The 16,709-nt window shown below is 64.6% G+C and carries 18 protein-coding genes; 3 read left to right on the top strand and 15 right to left on the bottom strand.

Annotated features, from left to right (window positions below; genetic code table 11):
- Nucleotides 1–50: 50 nt before the first annotated feature.
- Nucleotides 51–1,121: a flavodoxin family protein gene (locus tag FG94_RS21535; protein ID WP_036216021.1), complete on the top strand. Its 1,071-nt coding sequence runs from the start codon at nt 51–53 to the stop codon at nt 1,119–1,121.
- Between the two features lie 9 nt (nt 1,122–1,130).
- Entirely contained in the window at nt 1,131–1,871 is a 741-nt protein-coding gene (locus FG94_RS21530) for a GntR family transcriptional regulator (RefSeq protein ID WP_051996985.1), read from the top strand.
- 122 nt (nt 1,872–1,993) lie between these two features.
- On the opposite strand, the gene FG94_RS21525 is transcribed toward FG94_RS21530, so the two are convergent.
- From FG94_RS21525 to FG94_RS21475, 11 genes are all read right to left on the bottom strand, one after another.
- Nucleotides 1,994–2,785: an SDR family oxidoreductase gene (locus tag FG94_RS21525; RefSeq protein WP_051997019.1), complete on the bottom strand. Its 792-nt coding sequence runs from the start codon at nt 2,783–2,785 to the stop codon at nt 1,994–1,996.
- 96 nt (nt 2,786–2,881) lie between these two features.
- Nucleotides 2,882–5,677: a pitrilysin family protein gene (locus tag FG94_RS21520; protein WP_036216018.1), complete on the bottom strand. Its 2,796-nt coding sequence runs from the start codon at nt 5,675–5,677 to the stop codon at nt 2,882–2,884.
- 76 nt (nt 5,678–5,753) lie between these two features.
- Nucleotides 5,754–6,203 (bottom strand): CBS domain-containing protein, encoded by a 450-nt coding sequence (locus tag FG94_RS21515; RefSeq protein ID WP_036216015.1) that lies wholly within the window; start codon nt 6,201–6,203, stop codon nt 5,754–5,756.
- Nucleotides 6,204–6,286: 83 nt separating this feature from the next.
- The gene (locus tag FG94_RS21510) at nt 6,287–6,637 is read right to left on the bottom strand and encodes a DUF3579 domain-containing protein (protein WP_036216013.1); all 351 of its coding nucleotides are present in this window, start codon (nt 6,635–6,637) and stop codon (nt 6,287–6,289) included.
- 114 nt (nt 6,638–6,751) lie between these two features.
- On the bottom strand, nt 6,752–7,711 hold the full coding sequence (locus FG94_RS21505) for a CobD/CbiB family protein (protein WP_036216010.1): 960 nt from the start codon (nt 7,709–7,711) through the stop codon (nt 6,752–6,754).
- A 110-nt stretch (nt 7,712–7,821) separates the two neighbouring features.
- Nucleotides 7,822–8,490 carry a CoA pyrophosphatase gene (locus tag FG94_RS21500; RefSeq protein ID WP_081926125.1) on the bottom strand — a complete coding sequence of 223 codons (669 nt, stop codon included), beginning with the start codon at nt 8,488–8,490 and terminating at the stop codon, nt 7,822–7,824.
- A 68-nt stretch (nt 8,491–8,558) separates the two neighbouring features.
- The gene (rplS, locus tag FG94_RS21495; protein ID WP_027864878.1) at nt 8,559–8,945 is read right to left on the bottom strand and encodes a 50S ribosomal protein L19; all 387 of its coding nucleotides are present in this window, start codon (nt 8,943–8,945) and stop codon (nt 8,559–8,561) included.
- A gap of 110 nt (nt 8,946–9,055) precedes the next feature.
- Nucleotides 9,056–9,817: a tRNA (guanosine(37)-N1)-methyltransferase TrmD gene (trmD, locus tag FG94_RS21490; protein ID WP_036216007.1), complete on the bottom strand. Its 762-nt coding sequence runs from the start codon at nt 9,815–9,817 to the stop codon at nt 9,056–9,058.
- A 26-nt stretch (nt 9,818–9,843) separates the two neighbouring features.
- The gene (gene rimM / locus FG94_RS21485; RefSeq protein ID WP_200880020.1) at nt 9,844–10,374 is read right to left on the bottom strand and encodes a ribosome maturation factor RimM; all 531 of its coding nucleotides are present in this window, start codon (nt 10,372–10,374) and stop codon (nt 9,844–9,846) included.
- A gap of 41 nt (nt 10,375–10,415) precedes the next feature.
- On the bottom strand, nt 10,416–10,664 hold the full coding sequence (gene rpsP, locus FG94_RS21480; RefSeq protein ID WP_036216003.1) for a 30S ribosomal protein S16: 249 nt from the start codon (nt 10,662–10,664) through the stop codon (nt 10,416–10,418).
- A 167-nt stretch (nt 10,665–10,831) separates the two neighbouring features.
- Entirely contained in the window at nt 10,832–11,584 is a 753-nt protein-coding gene (locus tag FG94_RS21475; protein WP_036216510.1) for an AAA family ATPase, read from the bottom strand.
- 89 nt (nt 11,585–11,673) lie between these two features.
- Here FG94_RS21475 and FG94_RS21470 point away from each other — a divergent pair, with 89 nt between their 5' ends.
- Nucleotides 11,674–12,087, top strand: a complete 414-nt coding sequence (locus FG94_RS21470) for an NINE protein (RefSeq protein WP_036216001.1) — start codon at nt 11,674–11,676, stop codon at nt 12,085–12,087.
- Nucleotides 12,088–12,248: 161 nt separating this feature from the next.
- Here the strand turns inward: FG94_RS21470 and FG94_RS21465 are convergent, their stop codons facing one another.
- The 4 genes from FG94_RS21465 to FG94_RS21450 form a co-directional block, all read right to left on the bottom strand.
- Entirely contained in the window at nt 12,249–14,039 is a 1,791-nt protein-coding gene (locus FG94_RS21465; RefSeq protein WP_036215998.1) for an acyl-CoA dehydrogenase, read from the bottom strand.
- A gap of 242 nt (nt 14,040–14,281) precedes the next feature.
- Nucleotides 14,282–15,211, bottom strand: coding sequence for an electron transfer flavoprotein subunit alpha/FixB family protein (locus FG94_RS21460; RefSeq protein WP_036215995.1), 930 nt, complete (start codon nt 15,209–15,211; stop codon nt 14,282–14,284).
- 19 nt (nt 15,212–15,230) lie between these two features.
- Nucleotides 15,231–15,980 (bottom strand): electron transfer flavoprotein subunit beta/FixA family protein, encoded by a 750-nt coding sequence (locus FG94_RS21455; protein ID WP_036215992.1) that lies wholly within the window; start codon nt 15,978–15,980, stop codon nt 15,231–15,233.
- A 203-nt stretch (nt 15,981–16,183) separates the two neighbouring features.
- Nucleotides 16,184–16,411, bottom strand: a complete 228-nt coding sequence (locus tag FG94_RS21450; RefSeq protein WP_036216507.1) for a sulfurtransferase TusA family protein — start codon at nt 16,409–16,411, stop codon at nt 16,184–16,186.
- Between the last annotated feature and the right edge of the window lie 298 nt (nt 16,412–16,709).

The following is a 16,709-nucleotide window of genomic DNA, read 5'->3' as shown; positions in this document are numbered from 1 at the left end:
CGCCGCGCCGGGTCGATAATTTCTGCCATTCAAACGCAGGCGGAGGCGGCATGACAGAGGTACGCAAGGGACAGGCACCGGCCAAGCTGGGGCGCAACGAATTCCACCTGCGCTTCCGCCAGGCCTTCTTCGATCCCGCCTACGACAAGCTGGCGCAGGAACTGGACGCCATCGAACAGGTGGCCTGGGAAGCCTATGACGAGGGCCGCAAGGCGCCGCGCACCGTGAAAGCGGGCCCCGGCTTTGCCGACCCGGGCTATGATCTCTCGGTGGAGTGGAAAGAGGCCCACGATCGCCTGCAGGCGGCCGAGCGGCACCAGAAGGACCCGTCCTCGCGCAACCGCATTCTCCTGATCAACGGCTCGGCCCGCAACGACGGCACCTGCCCCGGCGAGGTGTCCAAGAGCTGGCGCCTGACCATGCTGGCGCGCGAAGTCCTGCTGGCCGAGGGTTTCGAGGCCGACGTGCTGGACCTGAGCCTGCTCAATTCCGACTACGACCGCCACATCCATCCCTGCAAGGGCTGCGTCTCGACCGCCATGCCGCTGTGCCACTGGCCCTGCAGCTGCTACCCGAACCACGCCGAGCGCCAGGTGGGCGACTGGATGAACGAGATCTACGAGCGCTGGGTGCTGGCGCACGGCGTCATCATCGTCACCCCGGTCTACTGGTACCAGGCGCCCGCCGTGCTCAAGCTGATGATCGACCGCCTGGTGTGCGCCGACGGCGGCAATCCCGACCCCTCCTCCACCCACGGCAAGAAGGCCGAGCAGGCCAAGGAACTCGAGCTGAAGGGCTGGGACTATCCCAAGCACCTGGCCGGGCGCGCCTACGGGCTGATGGTGCATGGCGACGTCGCCGGCATCGAGGGCACGCGCCGCTCGCTGGCCGACTGGTTCGCCTGGATGGACTTCGTCGACGCCGGCAGTTTCGCCCAGCTCGACCGCTACATCGGCTACTACGAATCCTATGCCGATAGCCACGCGACGCTCGACCGCGATTGGGCGGTGCAGGAAGAGATGCGCAACGTGGCGCGTGCGGTGATGGAGGCGGTGCGCGAGATCCGCGCGGGCCGGGTCGCCGTTTCCCAACATCGTCTCAAGGACCCGCGCCCCAAGTAGAATGCGGGGATGAACGACCTCGCAGAATTCATGCATTCGGCCGCCGGGGGCGGCAAGCTTCCCCTGTACCAGCAGCTGCAGCAGGCGCTGCGCCGCGCCATCGACGAAGGCGCATGGGGCTCGGCCTCGGCCATTCCCGCGGAGCGCCAGCTGGCCTCAGCCCTCGGCATCTCGCGCATCACGGTGCGCAAGGCGATCGACGCCCTGGTCGAGGAAGGCCTGCTGGTGCGCCGCGCCGGCGCGGGCAACTTCATCAATACCCGCATCGAGAAGAACTTAGCCAAGCTCAGTTCCTTTTCCGAAGACATGCGGGCGCGCGGGCGGGTGCCGCGCAACGAGTGGATCAAGCGTTCGGAAGGCCTGGTGACGCCCGAGGAGGCGCTGCGCCTGCGGCTCTCGCCGGGCGCGCCGGTCTACCGCTTCCACCGCATCCGCTATGCCGACGAGCTGCCGATGTGCCTCGAGTACGCGACCATCGCCGCTTTTGCCCTGCCCTCGCTCGATGCGGTGGGCGATTCGATGTACGAGGCCCTGCAGGCCGCCGGCCACCGGCCGGTGCGCGCCCTGCAGCGCCTGTCGGCGCTGCTGCTCAATGCCGAACAGGCGCGCCAGCTCGGGACGCGCGAAGGCGACGCCGGGCTGTGCGTGGAGCGGCTGGGGTTTGCCCGCGATGGGCGGGCGGTGGAGTTCTGCAGGTCCTACTTCAGGGGCGACATGTACGACTTCGTCGCCGAGCTGAATGCGTCGTAGGGTGGGCGGCTTCGCCGCCCACGCGGTGGTAGGTTAACGATGAAAAGCCGTGCTGGCGGCATTACCGTGGCTTGACCGCGTGGGCGGGAAACCCGCCCACCCTACAACACCGGCTTCGAGCTTCAGATCGCGGTGAAGCCGCCGTCCACCACCAGCTCGTGGCCGTTGACGTAGGACGCCTGCTCCGAGGCCAGCCACATGGCCGCATTCGCGATCTCGACGGTCTCGGCGAAGCGCTTCATCGGATGCGCCGACTTGAGCTTCTTCTCGCTGGACGGATCGCGTTCGACCGCGCGCGCCAGCATCGGCGTCTTGACCGCGCCCGGGCACAGCGCGTTGATGCGGATGCCCTCGCGCGCGTACTCGGCCGACGCGCTCTTGGTCAGGCCGACTACGGCGTGCTTGCTGGCGGCGTAGATCGCACGGTTCGGCGCGCCCACCATGCCCGACACGCAGGACACGTTGACGATCGCCCCGCTGCCCTGGCTGAGCATCTGGCGCAGCTGGTACTTCATGCACAGCCACACGCCCTTGACGTTGGCGTCCATGATGCGGTCGAACTGCTCTTCGTTGCCCTCGGCCAGCGTTGCGCACTCTTCGTCGACGGCGGCGTTGTTGATGGCGATGTCCAGGCGGCCGTAGTAGTTGATGGCCTTCTCGACCAGCGCCTCGACCTCGCTCGCCCTGGTGACGTCGCTGCGCACGAACAGCGCCTTGCCGCCGTTTTCCACGATCATCGCGGCGGTCGCGTGGCCGCCGTCGACGGCGGTGTCGGCGACGACGACCTGCGCGCCGGCGCGGCCGAAGGCCAGTGCGATCGCGCGGCCGATGCCGCTGGCCGCGCCCGTGACCAGCGCCACCTTGCCGGCGAACGGCAGTTCCGGCGGCACTTGCGCTTTTGATATCCCTTTCATGATGCTCCTGATGCTGTGCAAATAATGCTTCCTAAGGGCAACATTTTAACGCAGCAATCGGGTCCTTGTCATAATTGGGAGTGCGGTTGTTGCTTTCTAGGGTGTCTTGTTTCCCTTGTCGCCCGCCTTGCTCTGGTCGCCCGCCATCACCACCGACAGCCTGGCTGGATCGATCGCCTTGCGGAAGGCCGCGTTCAGCTGCGGCAGCGTGACCGCCATCAGCTTGGCTTCGAACTGGGCCGACCAGTCGTAGGTGCGGCCGCGGTACAGGTAGGAAGTCCAGCCCGAGGCCAGCGCGGCGTCGTTGGTCCGGTTCTGGATGCGCTGCTGCATCAGGCCCGACTTGGCGTCGGCCAGTTCTTCGGCCGTGAAGCCGCCTTTTACGGCACGCGCCAGTTCGTCGCGCACCGCGCTATCGAGCTTGCGCAGGTTCTGCGGGGCGGCGATGGCGCTGATCGAGAAGCTGCCCGCACGGTCGAGATCCCCCGGCGACAGGTCCGAGCCGCCGCCGTAGGACAGCCCTTCCTTCTGGCGAATGCGGTCCATCAGGCGCGACTTCAGTCCGCCCTCCCCGAACACGTAGTTGGCCAGCATCAGGGCCGGGTAGTCGGCGTCCTCGAGGTTCAGGTCGAGGTTCATGCGCGCCAGGTAGAAGCCGTTTTCCTTGTCCGGCGTATCGAGCGTCTTGCTGATCGGCGCCACCTCGGCATGCTTGCGCAGCACCGGCGCCACGTTGGCCGGCGCTTTCCAATTGCCGAACAGCTTGTCGACCAGGGGCACGATCTCCTTCTGGTCGAAGTCGCCGACGATCGCCATCTGGGCCGGATTGGTGTTGTAGTAGTCGCGGTGGAAAGCCTGGATGTCTTCCAGGCGCGCGGCCTTGACGTCCTCCAGGTCTTCCTCGAGCGTGTTGGCGTGGCGGATGTCGCCGCGCGGGTACTGGTCGAAGTGGGTGGACAGGGCGCGCGAAGCCACGCTCTGCGGTTCGGCGCGGCTGGCTTCCAGGCCGACCAGGATCTGCTTGCGCAGCTGCTCGAATTCGGCTGCCGGGAAGGCCGGCTCGCGCAGCACGTGGGCGGCCAGTTTCAAGGCCTCCGGCAGGTGTTCGCGCGTGGTCTGGAAGCTGGTCGGGCCGCCGGTCATCTTGAGCTTGTCGAAGGCGTCGGCCAGCTGGGCGCGGGTGTACTGGCTGGTGCCGCGCATCAGCATCGCGGACGACAGCGCCGACACCATGCCCTTGCCGAACAGGTTCTTCTCGTCGCCCATGTGCTGGTACAGGTGCACGGTGACGGTCTCGCCGCGGTTCTTCTTCGGCAGCAGCGCCAGCTTCACGCCGCCCAGCGTGGTGAGCGTGGTGCGCTTCATGATGTTGGCCTGGCTCGGGTCGAAGTCTTCGGACACCAGGCTGGAGTCGGAGGGCTTGTAGTCCTTCATGACCGTTTCCACGCTCGGCGCCGCCGGAATAACCGCCCGCACCGGCGTGTCCTCGGGTATGAAGGTGCCGGTCACGCGGTTGCTGCGCACGAAGTAGCGGCCGGCGCTGGCCGCCACCTGCTCCGCCTTGACTTCCTTGATGCGTTCGCGGCCCAGGAAGTACAGGCGCCAGTCGCCCAGCGCGATGGCCTCGGACAGCGCCACGCCGAAGGCCTGGGCGTCGTTGACGCTGCGTTCGATCGTGTTGAGCCAGGAGCGGCGCACGCGCTCCATCTCTTCTTCAAGCGGCGGACGCTTGGCGAAGCCTTCGACGGCGTCAAGGAGGGCCTCGCGCACCGGCTCGATCGGCTCGCCCTTCTTCACCACCGCGCCGTAGAACTGCAGGCCCGGCGCATAGCCGGTCTGGCCGAAGCTGAATACCTGGCTGGCCTTGCCGGTTTCGACCAGGAGCTTGTGCAGGCGGCCGTTCGGCGCATCGCGCAGGATTTCGGAGGCGAAGCCCAGGGCTTCCGACTCCTGCTGCAGGTCGGACGGGATCTTGTAGCCGACCGCGACGATCTGCATGTCGCCCTGGCGCCGCACGGCGAAGCTGCGTTCGCCGTCCTGGGTCGGCTCGACGGTCCAGAACTGCGGCAGCGCACGCTTCGGCTTCGGGATCGCGCCGAACAGGCGGTTGATCTGGGCCAGGGTCGCGTTCGGCTCGAACTTGCCGGCCACCAGCAGCACCGCATTGTCGGGCTGGTAATAGGTGCGGTAGAAGGCCTGCAGGTTGGCGATCTTGACGTTCTCGATGTCGCTGCGGTTGCCGATGGTCGAGCGGCCGTAGCTGTGCCAGTCGTAGGCCACGCTCTGCATGCGCTTGAACAGCACCTGGCTAGGGGAATTCTCGCCGCTTTCGAACTCGTTGCGCACGACCGTCATCTCGGAGGCCAGGTCTTTCTGCGCCACCGGCGAGTTGACCATGCGGTCGGCCTCCATCTGCAGCGCCCAGTCCAGGTTGTCGGGCGAGGCCTGGAAGACCTCATAGTAGTTGGTACGGTCGAGCGAGGTGGTGCCGTTGAAGTCCATGCCGCGCCGCGCGAACTGGCCGGTGATGTCGGGGTTCTTCTTCGTTCCCTTGAACAGCAGGTGCTCGAGCAGGTGGGCCATGCCGGTCTCGCCGTAGTTCTCGTGGCGCGAGCCGACCAGGTAGGTGACGTTGACGGTCACGGTCGGGCGCGAATTATCGGGAAACAACAGCACCTTCAGGCCGTTGGCCAGGCGGTATTCGGTAATGCCCTCGGCGGAAGGGCCGAGGGTGACGCCCTTGGGCAGGGGCGCACTCTTCTGCTGCGGCGCTGTGCGCTGCTGCGCAGTATCCCGCGCCGGCGCGCTCCAGGCGGCGCCGGCCATGAAAAAGCACAGGCTGCCGCTGAGCACCTGCGCGGCGAGGCCGCGCTTGCAAGTCAATCCGTCCATGGTGTCCTGTCATGTTGGCAGGACACTTCCGTCCTGCATGTTCGTGAACAATGCAGGATGGTAACAGACGGAATCCCTACTGGCGGGCCCTGCGCTCGTGCGCTTGTTGATATGGGCTAATACGGCTCAATTCGCCCATCTCTTCGGCCAGGAATTCGAGCAGGTCGTCGGCGCTGACGATGCCGGCCAGGCTGCCGCCGGCGTCGATGACGGGCACGCGGCGGATGCCGCGCAGGCGCATGCGTTCGATGGTCTCGTAGACGTCGTCGGTGTCGCGTGCGGTGAGCAGGTCGTCGGTCATGATGTCGCCCACCTGCAGGCTGGCCGGGTCGAGCCCGGGAGCGATCACGGAAATGACGATGTCGCGGTCGGTCACGATCCCGACCGGGACGCGGGCGCCGTCGAACTGGTCGACGACGATCACGTCGCCCACGTGCAGGCGGCGCATCGTGATGGCCGCGCCCTGCACGGTTTCGTCACGGCTGCAGTGGGCGGCTTCGCTGGTGCAGATGTCGCGGATGTGCATGGCGGTGTCCCCCAATGAAAAATGGCGCTATGACTTTTATCATAGCGCCAGTTCTCGAATCTGGAAGGTGAAACCGGCAAGTGTCAGGCGGCTGGTTTCTTCTCGTCCGGGGCCGGCACGAAACATGCGTCCGCCACCTGCAGGTCGTTATCCTTGGCAAAGTTCAGCAGGAAGTGATAGGCCAGGGGCTCGATCTTCTGCAGCTCGCGGCTGACCACCACGGCCTTCACGCCGTTGACGACGGTCGGGTGGACCCAAGGCGAGAACTGGAGGTGGGAATCGCGGCCGGCGGCGCCGGGAGCGAAGCAGGACATGACGCCGCACAGGCGCTCGGCCCAGTCGCTGGGGCGGAACTGCCTGCCTTTGCTCGTAATGCCCAGGATGAAAAACTCGTCCTTCAGTTTTTTATCCGTGGTGTGCGGTAACTCGGCCATAGTGCTGCTTGCTGATACAAGAATACTGCGTGGATGAGAACAACCTCAGCTCAGTATTATATCTTATAGAAGACTCACGGACGAGACCCGATACACGCTGATACACGATAAGACTCAGCCGAGCCACACCACGCTGGACAGCAGGAGCAGCAGGATCATCCACAGGATCAGCGCCCGCCACACCAGCCCGACCGTGCTCTGCAGCGCGCGCAGGTTCGGTTCCTCGCCCGGCAGCACCTCGGTATCGCTGTCGCTCAGGTCGACCGTGGCGGCATCGGCCGGCAGCAGCTGCGGGGCATTTTCGTTCGGCGTCCCCAGCCGTACGCCCATCGCGCCGCCGCCCGCGGCCAGGATGATGCCCTTCGATTCGTCGGCCCAGCGGCGCGCAAAATTACGCCAGGCATAGATCGCATCCTCGAAATTGCCGACCACGGCAAAGGCCACCGCCGTCAGGCGCACCGGGATCCAGTCGATCCAATAAAAGGCCTTGGCGGCGAACAGGCCGAAGGCCTCGTTGCGCATGTGGTCGGGTTCGTTCCAGGCGCGCGCCAGGTATTCGGACACGCGGTACATCACCGCCCCGGCCGGTCCGAGCGGCATCAGGAACCAGAAGAATACGCCGAATACGTTGCGGTGGGTGGTGATCAGGGATTTTTCGACGGCGACCCGGGCGATCTCGGTGGCGTCCATGCCGACGGTATCCAGGCGGGTCCACTCGGCCAGCAACTGGCGCGCCCCGGCTTCGTCGCCCTGGTTCAGGGCCAGCTGGATCGAGGTGAAATAATGGCTGTAGTGACGGAAACCCAGGGTCAGGTAGACGATCAGGACGTTCCAGGCAAAGGCCAGCAGCACCAGGTTGTAGTGCATGAAGACCCAGTAGATGAGCCAGGTCGGCAGCATCAGCGCCAGCATCATCAGGATCCAGCCCATGCGGCCATTCTTCTGCTCGCCCGCATTGAACCAGCCCTCGATGCGCATCGCGAACGCCTTGATGCCACCGTAGACCTGGTTATCGGCCCGCAGCGGCTTCAGCTGTTCGATGATCAGCGCGACGAGGATGGAGAAAAATGTCATTCAGGAATCCTTTTTTGTTCTGGCAATACCATGCTGCCCGCTACGATAGCGGAGAAGCCGTCGGGAATCAAATCAGGGAGTGGAGGATTCTTTCAGGTAAGCCGGAGCAGTCAGGCGCGCAGGAAGTGGTACAGGTTGCGCAGCATGGCCGCCGTCGCGCCCCAGATGAAGTAATCCTTGTAGGGCATGGCATAGAAGCGCCGCTTGCCGCTGCCGTCCGGCAGGGCCACCGAACGGCGTTCATGGTGGGCGCCGGACATCAGGAAGGCGAGCGGCACCTCAAAGATTTCGGCTACTTCGCCCGGGTCGGCGCGCAGCGTGAACGACGGCTGCACCATGGCGACGACCGGCGTCACGCGGTAGGCGCTGATGGTGACGTGTTCGGGCAGCACGCCGATGATCTCGACGTGGCGTCGGTGCAGGCCGATCTCCTCCTCGGCTTCGCGCAGGGCGGTCTCGATCGGCGAGGAATCCAGCTCTTCGGCACGGCCGCCCGGAAAGCTGATCTGCCCGGCGTGGCTGGACAGGTGATCGGTACGGCGGGTCAAGAGCACGGTGAGGCCTTCCGGCCGTTCCACCAGCGGCACCAGCACGGCGGCGCGGCGCAGGCGCAGGGCGGGCGCGGCCAGCGACTCGTCGGAGGTTTCGGGCTCCCAGGGCAAGGTGCGGGCGAAGCGCGCGCGCACGGCCGCCGGATCCAGCAGTTCCGGGGCGAGCGGCGCTTCGCCGGCCAGGCCCTCGACCGGCATCAGGGTGGGGTCGAACACGGGCTTATGCAAATCACATTTCCTTCGGCGGAAAAGAAAAAGGCATCCTTGCGGATGCCTTTTTCAGTGCACAGACGCTATTACTCAGCAGCAGCAACGGTAGCTGCTTTGCGCTGCGGCAGCTTTTCCTTGATACGTGCCGATTTGCCCGAACGCTCACGCAGGTAGTACAGCTTGGCGCGACGGACGTCACCGCGGCGCTTCACTTCGATCGAAGCGATCAGCGGCGAGTACAGCTGGAAGGTACGCTCGACGCCTTCGCCCGACGAGATCTTGCGAACGATGAAGTTCGAGTTCAGGCCGCGGTTACGACGCGAGATGACGACGCCTTCGTATGCCTGGGCGCGCTTGCGGTTGCCTTCGACGACGTTGACGCTGACGACCACGGTGTCGCCTGGTGCGAAGTCAGGGATCTTGCGGCCGAGGCGCGCAATTTCTTCTTGCTCGAGTTGTTGGATCAGATCCATTTTTATTACTCCATAAACCATCTTGCTGGCGCTGTACGAAATGCCCAGTAGAGGATGGGGTTGAACATGCGGGCAACATGCCCGTCGTTACATGCACACAAGGTACATTCTTACTCGGCAGGCTTGTTCAGCTCCGCCAGAAACTTTTCGTCGGCCTTGCTCAACTGGCCGCTGGCACGCGCACGCTCCAGCTGATCCGGCCGTTTCTTCAAGGTCGCCTCCAGCATGCGCTGGCGGCGCCATTTCATGATCTCGGCGTGGTTCCCGCCCATCAACACCGGCGGCACCGGCTCGCCTTCGTAGACTTCCGGGCGCGTGTAGTGCGGCGAATCGAGCAGGCCGTTGACGAAACTGTCTTCGACAGCCGAGGCTTCGTCGCCCAGCACGCCGGGCAGCAGCCGTACCACCGCATCCATCAGCGCCATCGCCGGCAACTCGCCGCCCGACAGCACGAAGTCGCCGATCGAGATTTCCTCGTCGACGCAGCGGTCCAGCAAGCGCTGGTCCACCGCTTCGTAGCGGCCGCACAGCACGACCAGTCCCGGCTCGTTCTTCAAGGCCATCGCACGTTCGTGCGTCAGCGGCTTGCCCTGCGGCGACATGAACACCACGCGCGGCGCGGGCAGGCCGAGCTCGACCTGGCGCTGTTTGGCAGCGCCGATCGCGGCTTCGAGGGGCTTGGCCAGCATCACCATCCCGGGGCCGCCGCCGTAAGGGCGGTCATCCACGGTGCGGTGGCGGTCCTGCGTGAAATCGCGCGGATTCCAGATCTGCAGGCCCCAGCGTCCCTGTTCGAAGGCGCGGCGGGTCACGCCCGACTGCGTCAACGCGGTAAACATTTCCGGAAACAAGCTCACGACATCAAACTGCATCGGGACCTCGCTTCACGTTTCCAGGGTCAATAATCCAGACCCCAGTCAAGGGTAATTTTTTTCGATTCGAGATCGACGGTCCGGACGAACTGGTCCACAAACGGCACGAGGCGCTCCGATACTTTCGCATCGGGGGCGCCAGCCTCGACGGGCGTGATCCTGAGGATCGACTGCGCGCCGTTGTGCATCATGTCGGTCACCTTGCCGAGGGCTTCGCCCTCCAGGTTGACCGCGTCCAGTCCGATCAGGTCGGACCAGTAGAATTCGTCTTCCTCGAGCTTCGGGAACTCGCTGCGCGCCACGAACACGCCCGCGCCCCTCAAGGCTTCGGCTTCGTTGCGGTCACGCATGCCGACCAGGGTGGCGACCACGTCGCCGCCATGCATCTTCGCGGTCCGCACGGAGACGGAACGCTGGGCCGGCTTGTCGAGCCACCAGGTCTTGACCTTCAGCAGCGCATCGGCGTCGACCGAGAACGGGGTGACGCGAAGTCCACCCACGATCCCGAATGCGCCGGATACATATCCAACCTGAACCAGGTCGTCGGGGACTTGCACCCCGGATGCTGCCGAATCGGTCAAGCCTTGACCTGCTTTACTTAGGCTGCAGGCTGCTGGTTGGCAACCAGGCGAGCAACGGTCGGCGACAGTTGTGCGCCAACGCCTTGCCAGTGAGCCAGACGGTCAGCAGCGATACGCAGGCCGACTTCAGCGCCCGAAGCCATCGGGTTGTAGAAACCGATGCGCTCGATGAAACGGCCATCGCGACGGTTGCGCGAATCGGTTGCAACGATGTTGTAGAACGGGCGCTTTTTTGCGCCGCCACGAGCCAAACGGATAACGACCATAATATTTCCAAAAAGTTGTATTGGACGGAGAAAGCCGACGATTATAGCGCGTAAGCCTAGATAGGGGCAAGCGGTTATAGCAACACGGCGGACACGCAACGTGAGGTTCGGCGAATTGAGCATTATCGCCGATTTTTGGCGACAAGGCCACTGTTGGCGGCCCTTCCCTATTCTTCGCCCATCAAGATCCGCAACATGCGCGCAGGATTGGCCAGGAAGTCACGGGTGAGGCGGTAGTGTTCCGTATCTTCATAGGCGACCTGGCTGATGCCATGCTCGCCGAATGCGTAGATGGTGGCGTTCGGATAGGCCATCAGGATGGGGGAATGGGTGGCGATGACGAACTGGCAGCTCTGGCCGACCAGGTCGTGCAGGCGGCTCAGCAGCGCCAGCTGGCGCTGGGGCGACAGGGCGGCTTCCGGCTCGTCGAGCATGTAGAAGCTCTGTCCGCGGAAACGCTCCATGAACAGGCTCAGGAATGACTCGCCGTGCGATTGCGCATGCAGGGACTTGCCGCCGAACGAGTTGATGATCGGTGGGCCGCCAGGCCCTTCGTCGAGGCGCTCGATCTCGCTGCCGAGGTTGTAGAAGGTCTCGGCGCGCAGGAAGAAGCCGTCGCGCGGCTTTTCGAAGCCGCGCACGAAGCGCAGGTGTTCGTGCAGGCTCGAATGCGACTCCCAGGTCGCGAAGCGGAAGTTGCGGCTGCCGCCTTCGGCATTGAAGCCCATGCCTACCGCAATCGCCTCCAGCAGGGTCGACTTGCCGGAACCGTTCTCGCCGACCAGGAAGGTGACGTTCGGGTGCAGGACCAGGCGCGCGAGGGAGCGGATCGCCGGCAGGGTGAAGGGAAACGCGGCGGGCTCGAGCGGCGCGGTGGGCTTGAGCTGGATTTCGGCCAGGTAGGAGCGCGTCTTGAGCATGGTCGGATGATGGGCTGGGTGCACGCAATGCGTGCCTTCCTTGCCATTTTGCACCATACTTCGGTTTTCCTGAACTTTTGGCAATGCTCATGGCTGTCCAGCACAAGAACAAGACCATCGCCGCCCTGCTCGCCCTGCTGCTGGGCGGTTTCGGCGTGCACCGCTTCTACCTGAAAGGCGGCGCCGACCGCCTCGGGCTGCTGCACCTGTGCAGCCTGCCGCTGACCGGCATCCTGTGGGGCGCGGTCAAGCCGCACCCATTCTACGTGCTGCTACCGCTATTGCTGTCGTACATCGTGGGCTTCGTCGAGGGGCTCATCATCGGGCTGACGCCGGACGAGGCCTGGGATGCGCAGCACAACCAGGGCAGCGGCAAGCGTTCGCGCTCGAACTGGGTGCTGGCGCTGGTACTGGTGCTGATCCTGGGCGTGGGAGCGATCGTGCTGATCGGGACGATCGCGCGGGTGTTCGACCTGCTGTACACCGGCGGCTCCTACGGCTGATCGCGGCCGGATGAACGTCAGGGTCAGGTCTGACATTCAGACACGAACTCAAGCATGTGTCTGCCGTACTGCTCAGCCCGTGTCCGGATGTCAGACTTGACCCCGCAGAAATGCAATAAAAAAGCGGCCCGCAGGCCGCTCCGTGTCGATGCTCTGAACGATCAGAACTGATCGATCTCCAGCGCCAGCACGCCCGGCGCGCCTTCGACGATGGCGGTGCGCAGGCCCGGGGCGCCCGAGAGCACGTGGTCGGCGAAGAAGCGCGCGGTGGCGATCTTGGCGCGCAGGAAGGACGCATCGCCCTCGCCCGCCGCCAGCTTCTTCTGGGCGACCAGTGCGGCGCGCGCCATCTGCCAGCCGCCCAGCACGATGCCGGCCAGCTTCAGGTACAGCACGCTGCCGGCGAACACCGCGCGCACGTCCGATTTGGCGTTGGCCACGACGTAGTCGACCACCTGCTCCAGCGCGGTGATACCTTCCGCCAGCCGGCGGCGGATCGCGGCGAATTCCTCGCCCTGGACTTCACCCAGCTGCGCCTCGACCGCGCGCACCTGCTCGATCAGCGACTTTGCCACGGTGCCGCCGTCGCGCACGGTCTTGCGGCCCACCAGGTCGTTGGCCTGGATCGCGGTGGTGCCTTCGTAGATGGTGAGGATCTTGGCGTCGCGGTAGTGCTGGGCCGCGCCGGTCTCTTCGATGAAGCCCATGCCGCCATGGACCTGCACGCCGTCGCGCGCCACGTTCTCGCTCATCTCGGTCGACCAGCCCTTGATGATCGGGACCAGGTATTCGTAGACCGACAGGTTCGCCTTGCGGGTCGCTTCGTCAGGGTGGTTGTGCGCGATGTCGGACAAGGCGGCGCCGACGTAGGCCAGCGCACGCGCGGCCTCGGTCTGGGAACGCATCGACATCAGCATGCGGCGCACGTCCGGGTGGTTGATGATGGCCACCGGGCCTGGCGAACCGGCCACCTCGCGCGACTGGACGCGGCCCTTGGCGAACGCGACGGCCTGCTGGTAGGCGCGTTCGGCCAGGCCGACGCCCTGCATGCCGACGCCGAAGCGGGCCGCGTTCATCATGATGAACATGTACTCGAGGCCGCGGTTCTCTTCGCCCACCAGGGTGCCGATGGCGCCGCCGTGGTCGCCGAACTGCAGCACCGCGGTCGGCGAGGCCTTGATGCCCAGCTTGTGTTCGATCGAGACGCAGTGCGCGTCATTGCGCTCGCCCAGCGAGCCATCAAGGTTCACCAGGAACTTCGGCACGATGAACAGCGAGATGCCCTTCACGCCCGCCGGTGCGTCCGGAGTGCGCGCCAGCACGAGGTGGATGATGTTCTCCGCCATGTCGTGCTCGCCGTAGGTGATGAAGATCTTGGTGCCGAAGATCTTGAAGGTGCCGTCGCCCTGCGGCTCGGCGCGGGTGCGCACGGCGGCCAGGTCCGAACCGGCCTGCGGCTCGGTCAGGTTCATGGTGCCGGTCCACTTGCCGCTGATGAGCGGCTCCAGGAACAGCTTCTTCTGCTCGTCGGAGCCTGCGGTGAGCAGCGCCTCGATGGCGCCGTCGGTCAGCAGCGGCGCCAGCGCGAAGGACAGGTTGGCGGCGTGCAGCATCTCCATGCACGGCGTCGCGACCAGCTTCGGCAGGCCCTGGCCGCCGAATTCGCTCGGATGCTGGATGCCCTGCCAGCCGCCTTCTGCGAAGGCGCGGAAGGCGTCACGGAAGCCCTTCGAGGTGGTGACCGACCCATCCTTCCAGAAGCTCGGCTCCTTGTCCCCGGCGTGGTTCAGCGGCGCGATGACTTCGCCGCAGAACTTCGCGCTTTCTTCGAGCACGGCATCCACGGTGTCCGGGGTCGCGTCCTCGCAGCCAGGCAGCTGGTTGATCTCGGCCAGATTCGCCAGTTCGTTCACCACGAACTGCATGTCTTTCAGCGGGGCTTGATAGCTCACCTTTGTCTCCTGATGTGACTGATATGTCTTTGAATAGCGTTACGGGTATCAAACGCTACAGGCAATGTGCGCTTATAGCAAAAACGTCGTTCCCGCGAAGGCGGGAACCCAAGTTTGCCTGCGCTGCCTCTAACGTCGAACGCTAGCGATACGCATCTGAATTGGGTTCCGGCCTGCGCCGGAACGACGTGCATGAGCAATCGAAGGTGGGGGCTGCATCGACGCGCACCCACCGTCCGAAATTAGCCCAGTTCCTTCACCAGCTGCGGCACGACCTCGAACAGGTCGCCCACCAGGCCGTAGTCGGCCACCGAGAAGATCGGCGCTTCCGGATCCTTGTTGATGGCGACGATGGTCTTCGAGTCCTTCATGCCGGCCAGGTGCTGGATCGCGCCCGAGATGCCGACCGCGATGTAGAGGGTCGGGGCGACGATCTTGCCGGTCTGGCCGACCTGCCAATCGTTCGGCACGAAACCGGCGTCGACCGCGGCGCGCGAGGCGCCCATGGCGGCGCCCAGCTTGTCGGCCAGGGGTTCCAGCAGCTTGAAGTTCTCGGCCGAGCCGATGCCGCGGCCGCCCGACACGATGATCTTGGCGGCGGTCAGTTCCGGACGGTCCGACTTGGCCAGCTCGCGGCCGACGAAAGCCGACTTGCCCACGTCGCCGACGGCGGCGACCTGCTCCACGGCAGCCGAACCACCGCTTGCGGCGGCGTCGAACGCGGTGCCGCGCACGGTGATGACCTTCACCGGGTCGCCCGACTGGACGGTGGCGATGGCGTTGCCGGCATAGATCGGGCGCTCGAAGGTGTCCGGGGACTCGACCTTGGTGATTTCCGAGATCTGGGCCACGTCCAGCTTGGCGGCCACGCGCGGCAGGATGTTCTTGCCGTAGGCGGTGGCCGGGGCCAGGATGTGCGAGTAGCTTGCGGCGATCGCCAGGATCTGCTCGGCGACGTTCTCGGCCAGGCCGTCGGCGAAGTGCGGCGCATCGGCGACCAGCACCTTGCTCACGCCGGCGATTTGCGCGGCGGCTTCGGCGGCGGCGCCGCAGCCCGAGCCGGCAACCAGGACGTGGACTTCGCCGCCACACTGGGCGGCCGCGGTCACGGTGTGATGGGTAGCGCCCTTGAGGGAGCCGTTGTCGTGTTCTGCAATGACGAGTGCGACCATGTTCTTTTCCTAAGTATGTTTAGATAACCTTGGCTTCGGTGCGCAGCTTCTGCACCAGGGTCGCCACGTCCGGCACCTTGACGCCGGCCGAGCGCTTGGCCGGCTCGGTGACTTTCAGGGTCTTCAGGCGCGGGCTCACGTCGACGCCCAGGTCTTCCGGCTTGACGGTTTCAAGCGGCTTCTTCTTGGCCTTCATGATGTTCGGCAGCGTCACGTAGCGCGGCTCGTTCAGGCGCAGGTCGGTGGTGACGATGGCCGGCAGGGTCAAGCTGACTGTTTCCAGGCCGCCGTCGACTTCGCGGGTCACGGTGACTTTACCGTCTTCCAGCACCACTTTCGATGCGAAGGTGGCTTGCGGCCAGCCCAGCAGCGCAGCCAGCATCTGGCCGGTCTGGTTCGAATCGTCGTCGATCGCCTGCTTGCCCAGGATGATCAGCTGCGGCTGTTCCTTGTCGGCCAGCGCCTTCATGATCTTGGCCACGGCCAGCGGCTCGGTCTCGACGCTGGTCTCGACCAGGATGCCGCGGTCGGCGCCGATCGCCATGCCGGTACGCAGGGTTTCCTGGCACTGGGCCACACCCACCGACACCGCCACCACTTCGGTGACCTTGCCGGCTTCCTTCAGGCGCGTGGCTTCTTCCAGCGCGATCTCGTCGAACGGGTTCATCGACATTTTGACGTTGGCGATATCCACGCCGCTGCCGTCGGATTTGACGCGGACCTTGACGTTGTAGTCGACCACGCGTTTGACGGGTACCAGGACTTTCATAGGGTGCCTTTAGAAAATGGAATGGGTGACAGACGAAAATGGCCTAGATTATAAGAGAAATTCGGCTTCAGGTCGAAATTAAAGCACGATCGTGCGATTTTTAGTTAGAGGATTTCAACTAAAGTACGATCTTAAGGCTATCGGGTAGAGGGATGCGGGGCTGGCGCAGGCCTGCCCCGTCATTGTAGCGCCGCCGGGCAGGATTACTTGCGGCGCATCAGGAAGGTGAATTCGCCGTTCTCGACGGTGTGGGCCAGCAGGGCGTTGCCGGTCTGCTTGGCGAACGCCTGGAAGTCGCGCACAGAACCGGTATCGGTTGCCACGATGCGCAGCACCTGTCCGCTTTCCATCTCGGCGAGTGCCTTCTTGGCTTTAAGGATCGGTAGCGGACAGTTCAGTCCGCGCGCATCCAGGTCTCTCTGGAATTCCATGGTATCAATGTCGATAGTGGTGTCGCTCATCGCATGCCTGCAAAGTAGATGGTGCTCGGAAGTCGAATACTACTCCTTTTACGGCAGTATGACGCAGCGCACCAAAATAGTCACACATTGTTGCACGCCTGCAACCGATTGTGAAATTATCTATGCTTGCGCACCATGGCAAGTCACCAATGAAACCGATCGGCACCGCCATGGTGCGCTACATGGTAAATGCGGTTGCGCCGATGGATTGCAAGCGCATTGAACTGGCTGCGACCCGCGCATGAAAAACGCCGCCCGAAGGCGGCGC

Source organism: Massilia sp. LC238 (assembly GCF_000735635.1).
GTDB classification, from domain to species: domain Bacteria; phylum Pseudomonadota; class Gammaproteobacteria; order Burkholderiales; family Burkholderiaceae_D; genus Telluria; species Telluria varians.
The sequence above is the reverse complement of the archived record's forward strand: the minus strand, read 5'-3'. Positions and strand labels throughout refer to the sequence as shown.

Bases quoted from the DNA above. Each gene is read 5' to 3' on its own strand.
- FG94_RS21535 (WP_036216021.1), top strand. From the start codon at position 51: ATGACAGAGGTACGCAAGGGACAGGCACCGGCCAAGCTGGGGCGCAAC.
- FG94_RS21530 (WP_051996985.1), top strand. From the start codon at position 1,131: ATGAACGACCTCGCAGAATTCATGCATTCGGCCGCCGGGGGCGGCAAG.
- FG94_RS21525 (WP_051997019.1), bottom strand. From the start codon at position 2,785: ATGAAAGGGATATCAAAAGCGCAAGTGCCGCCGGAACTGCCGTTCGCC.
- FG94_RS21520 (WP_036216018.1), bottom strand. From the start codon at position 5,677: ATGGACGGATTGACTTGCAAGCGCGGCCTCGCCGCGCAGGTGCTCAGC.
- FG94_RS21515 (WP_036216015.1), bottom strand. From the start codon at position 6,203: ATGCACATCCGCGACATCTGCACCAGCGAAGCCGCCCACTGCAGCCGT.
- FG94_RS21510 (WP_036216013.1), bottom strand. From the start codon at position 6,637: ATGGCCGAGTTACCGCACACCACGGATAAAAAACTGAAGGACGAGTTT.
- FG94_RS21505 (WP_036216010.1), bottom strand. From the start codon at position 7,711: ATGACATTTTTCTCCATCCTCGTCGCGCTGATCATCGAACAGCTGAAG.
- rplS (WP_027864878.1), bottom strand. From the start codon at position 8,945: ATGGATCTGATCCAACAACTCGAGCAAGAAGAAATTGCGCGCCTCGGC.
- trmD (WP_036216007.1), bottom strand. From the start codon at position 9,817: ATGCAGTTTGATGTCGTGAGCTTGTTTCCGGAAATGTTTACCGCGTTG.
- rpsP (WP_036216003.1), bottom strand. From the start codon at position 10,664: ATGGTCGTTATCCGTTTGGCTCGTGGCGGCGCAAAAAAGCGCCCGTTC.
- FG94_RS21475 (WP_036216510.1), bottom strand. From the start codon at position 11,584: ATGCTCAAGACGCGCTCCTACCTGGCCGAAATCCAGCTCAAGCCCACC.
- FG94_RS21470 (WP_036216001.1), top strand. From the start codon at position 11,674: ATGGCTGTCCAGCACAAGAACAAGACCATCGCCGCCCTGCTCGCCCTG.
- FG94_RS21460 (WP_036215995.1), bottom strand. From the start codon at position 15,211: ATGGTCGCACTCGTCATTGCAGAACACGACAACGGCTCCCTCAAGGGC.
- FG94_RS21455 (WP_036215992.1), bottom strand. From the start codon at position 15,980: ATGAAAGTCCTGGTACCCGTCAAACGCGTGGTCGACTACAACGTCAAG.
- FG94_RS21450 (WP_036216507.1), bottom strand. From the start codon at position 16,411: ATGGAATTCCAGAGAGACCTGGATGCGCGCGGACTGAACTGTCCGCTA.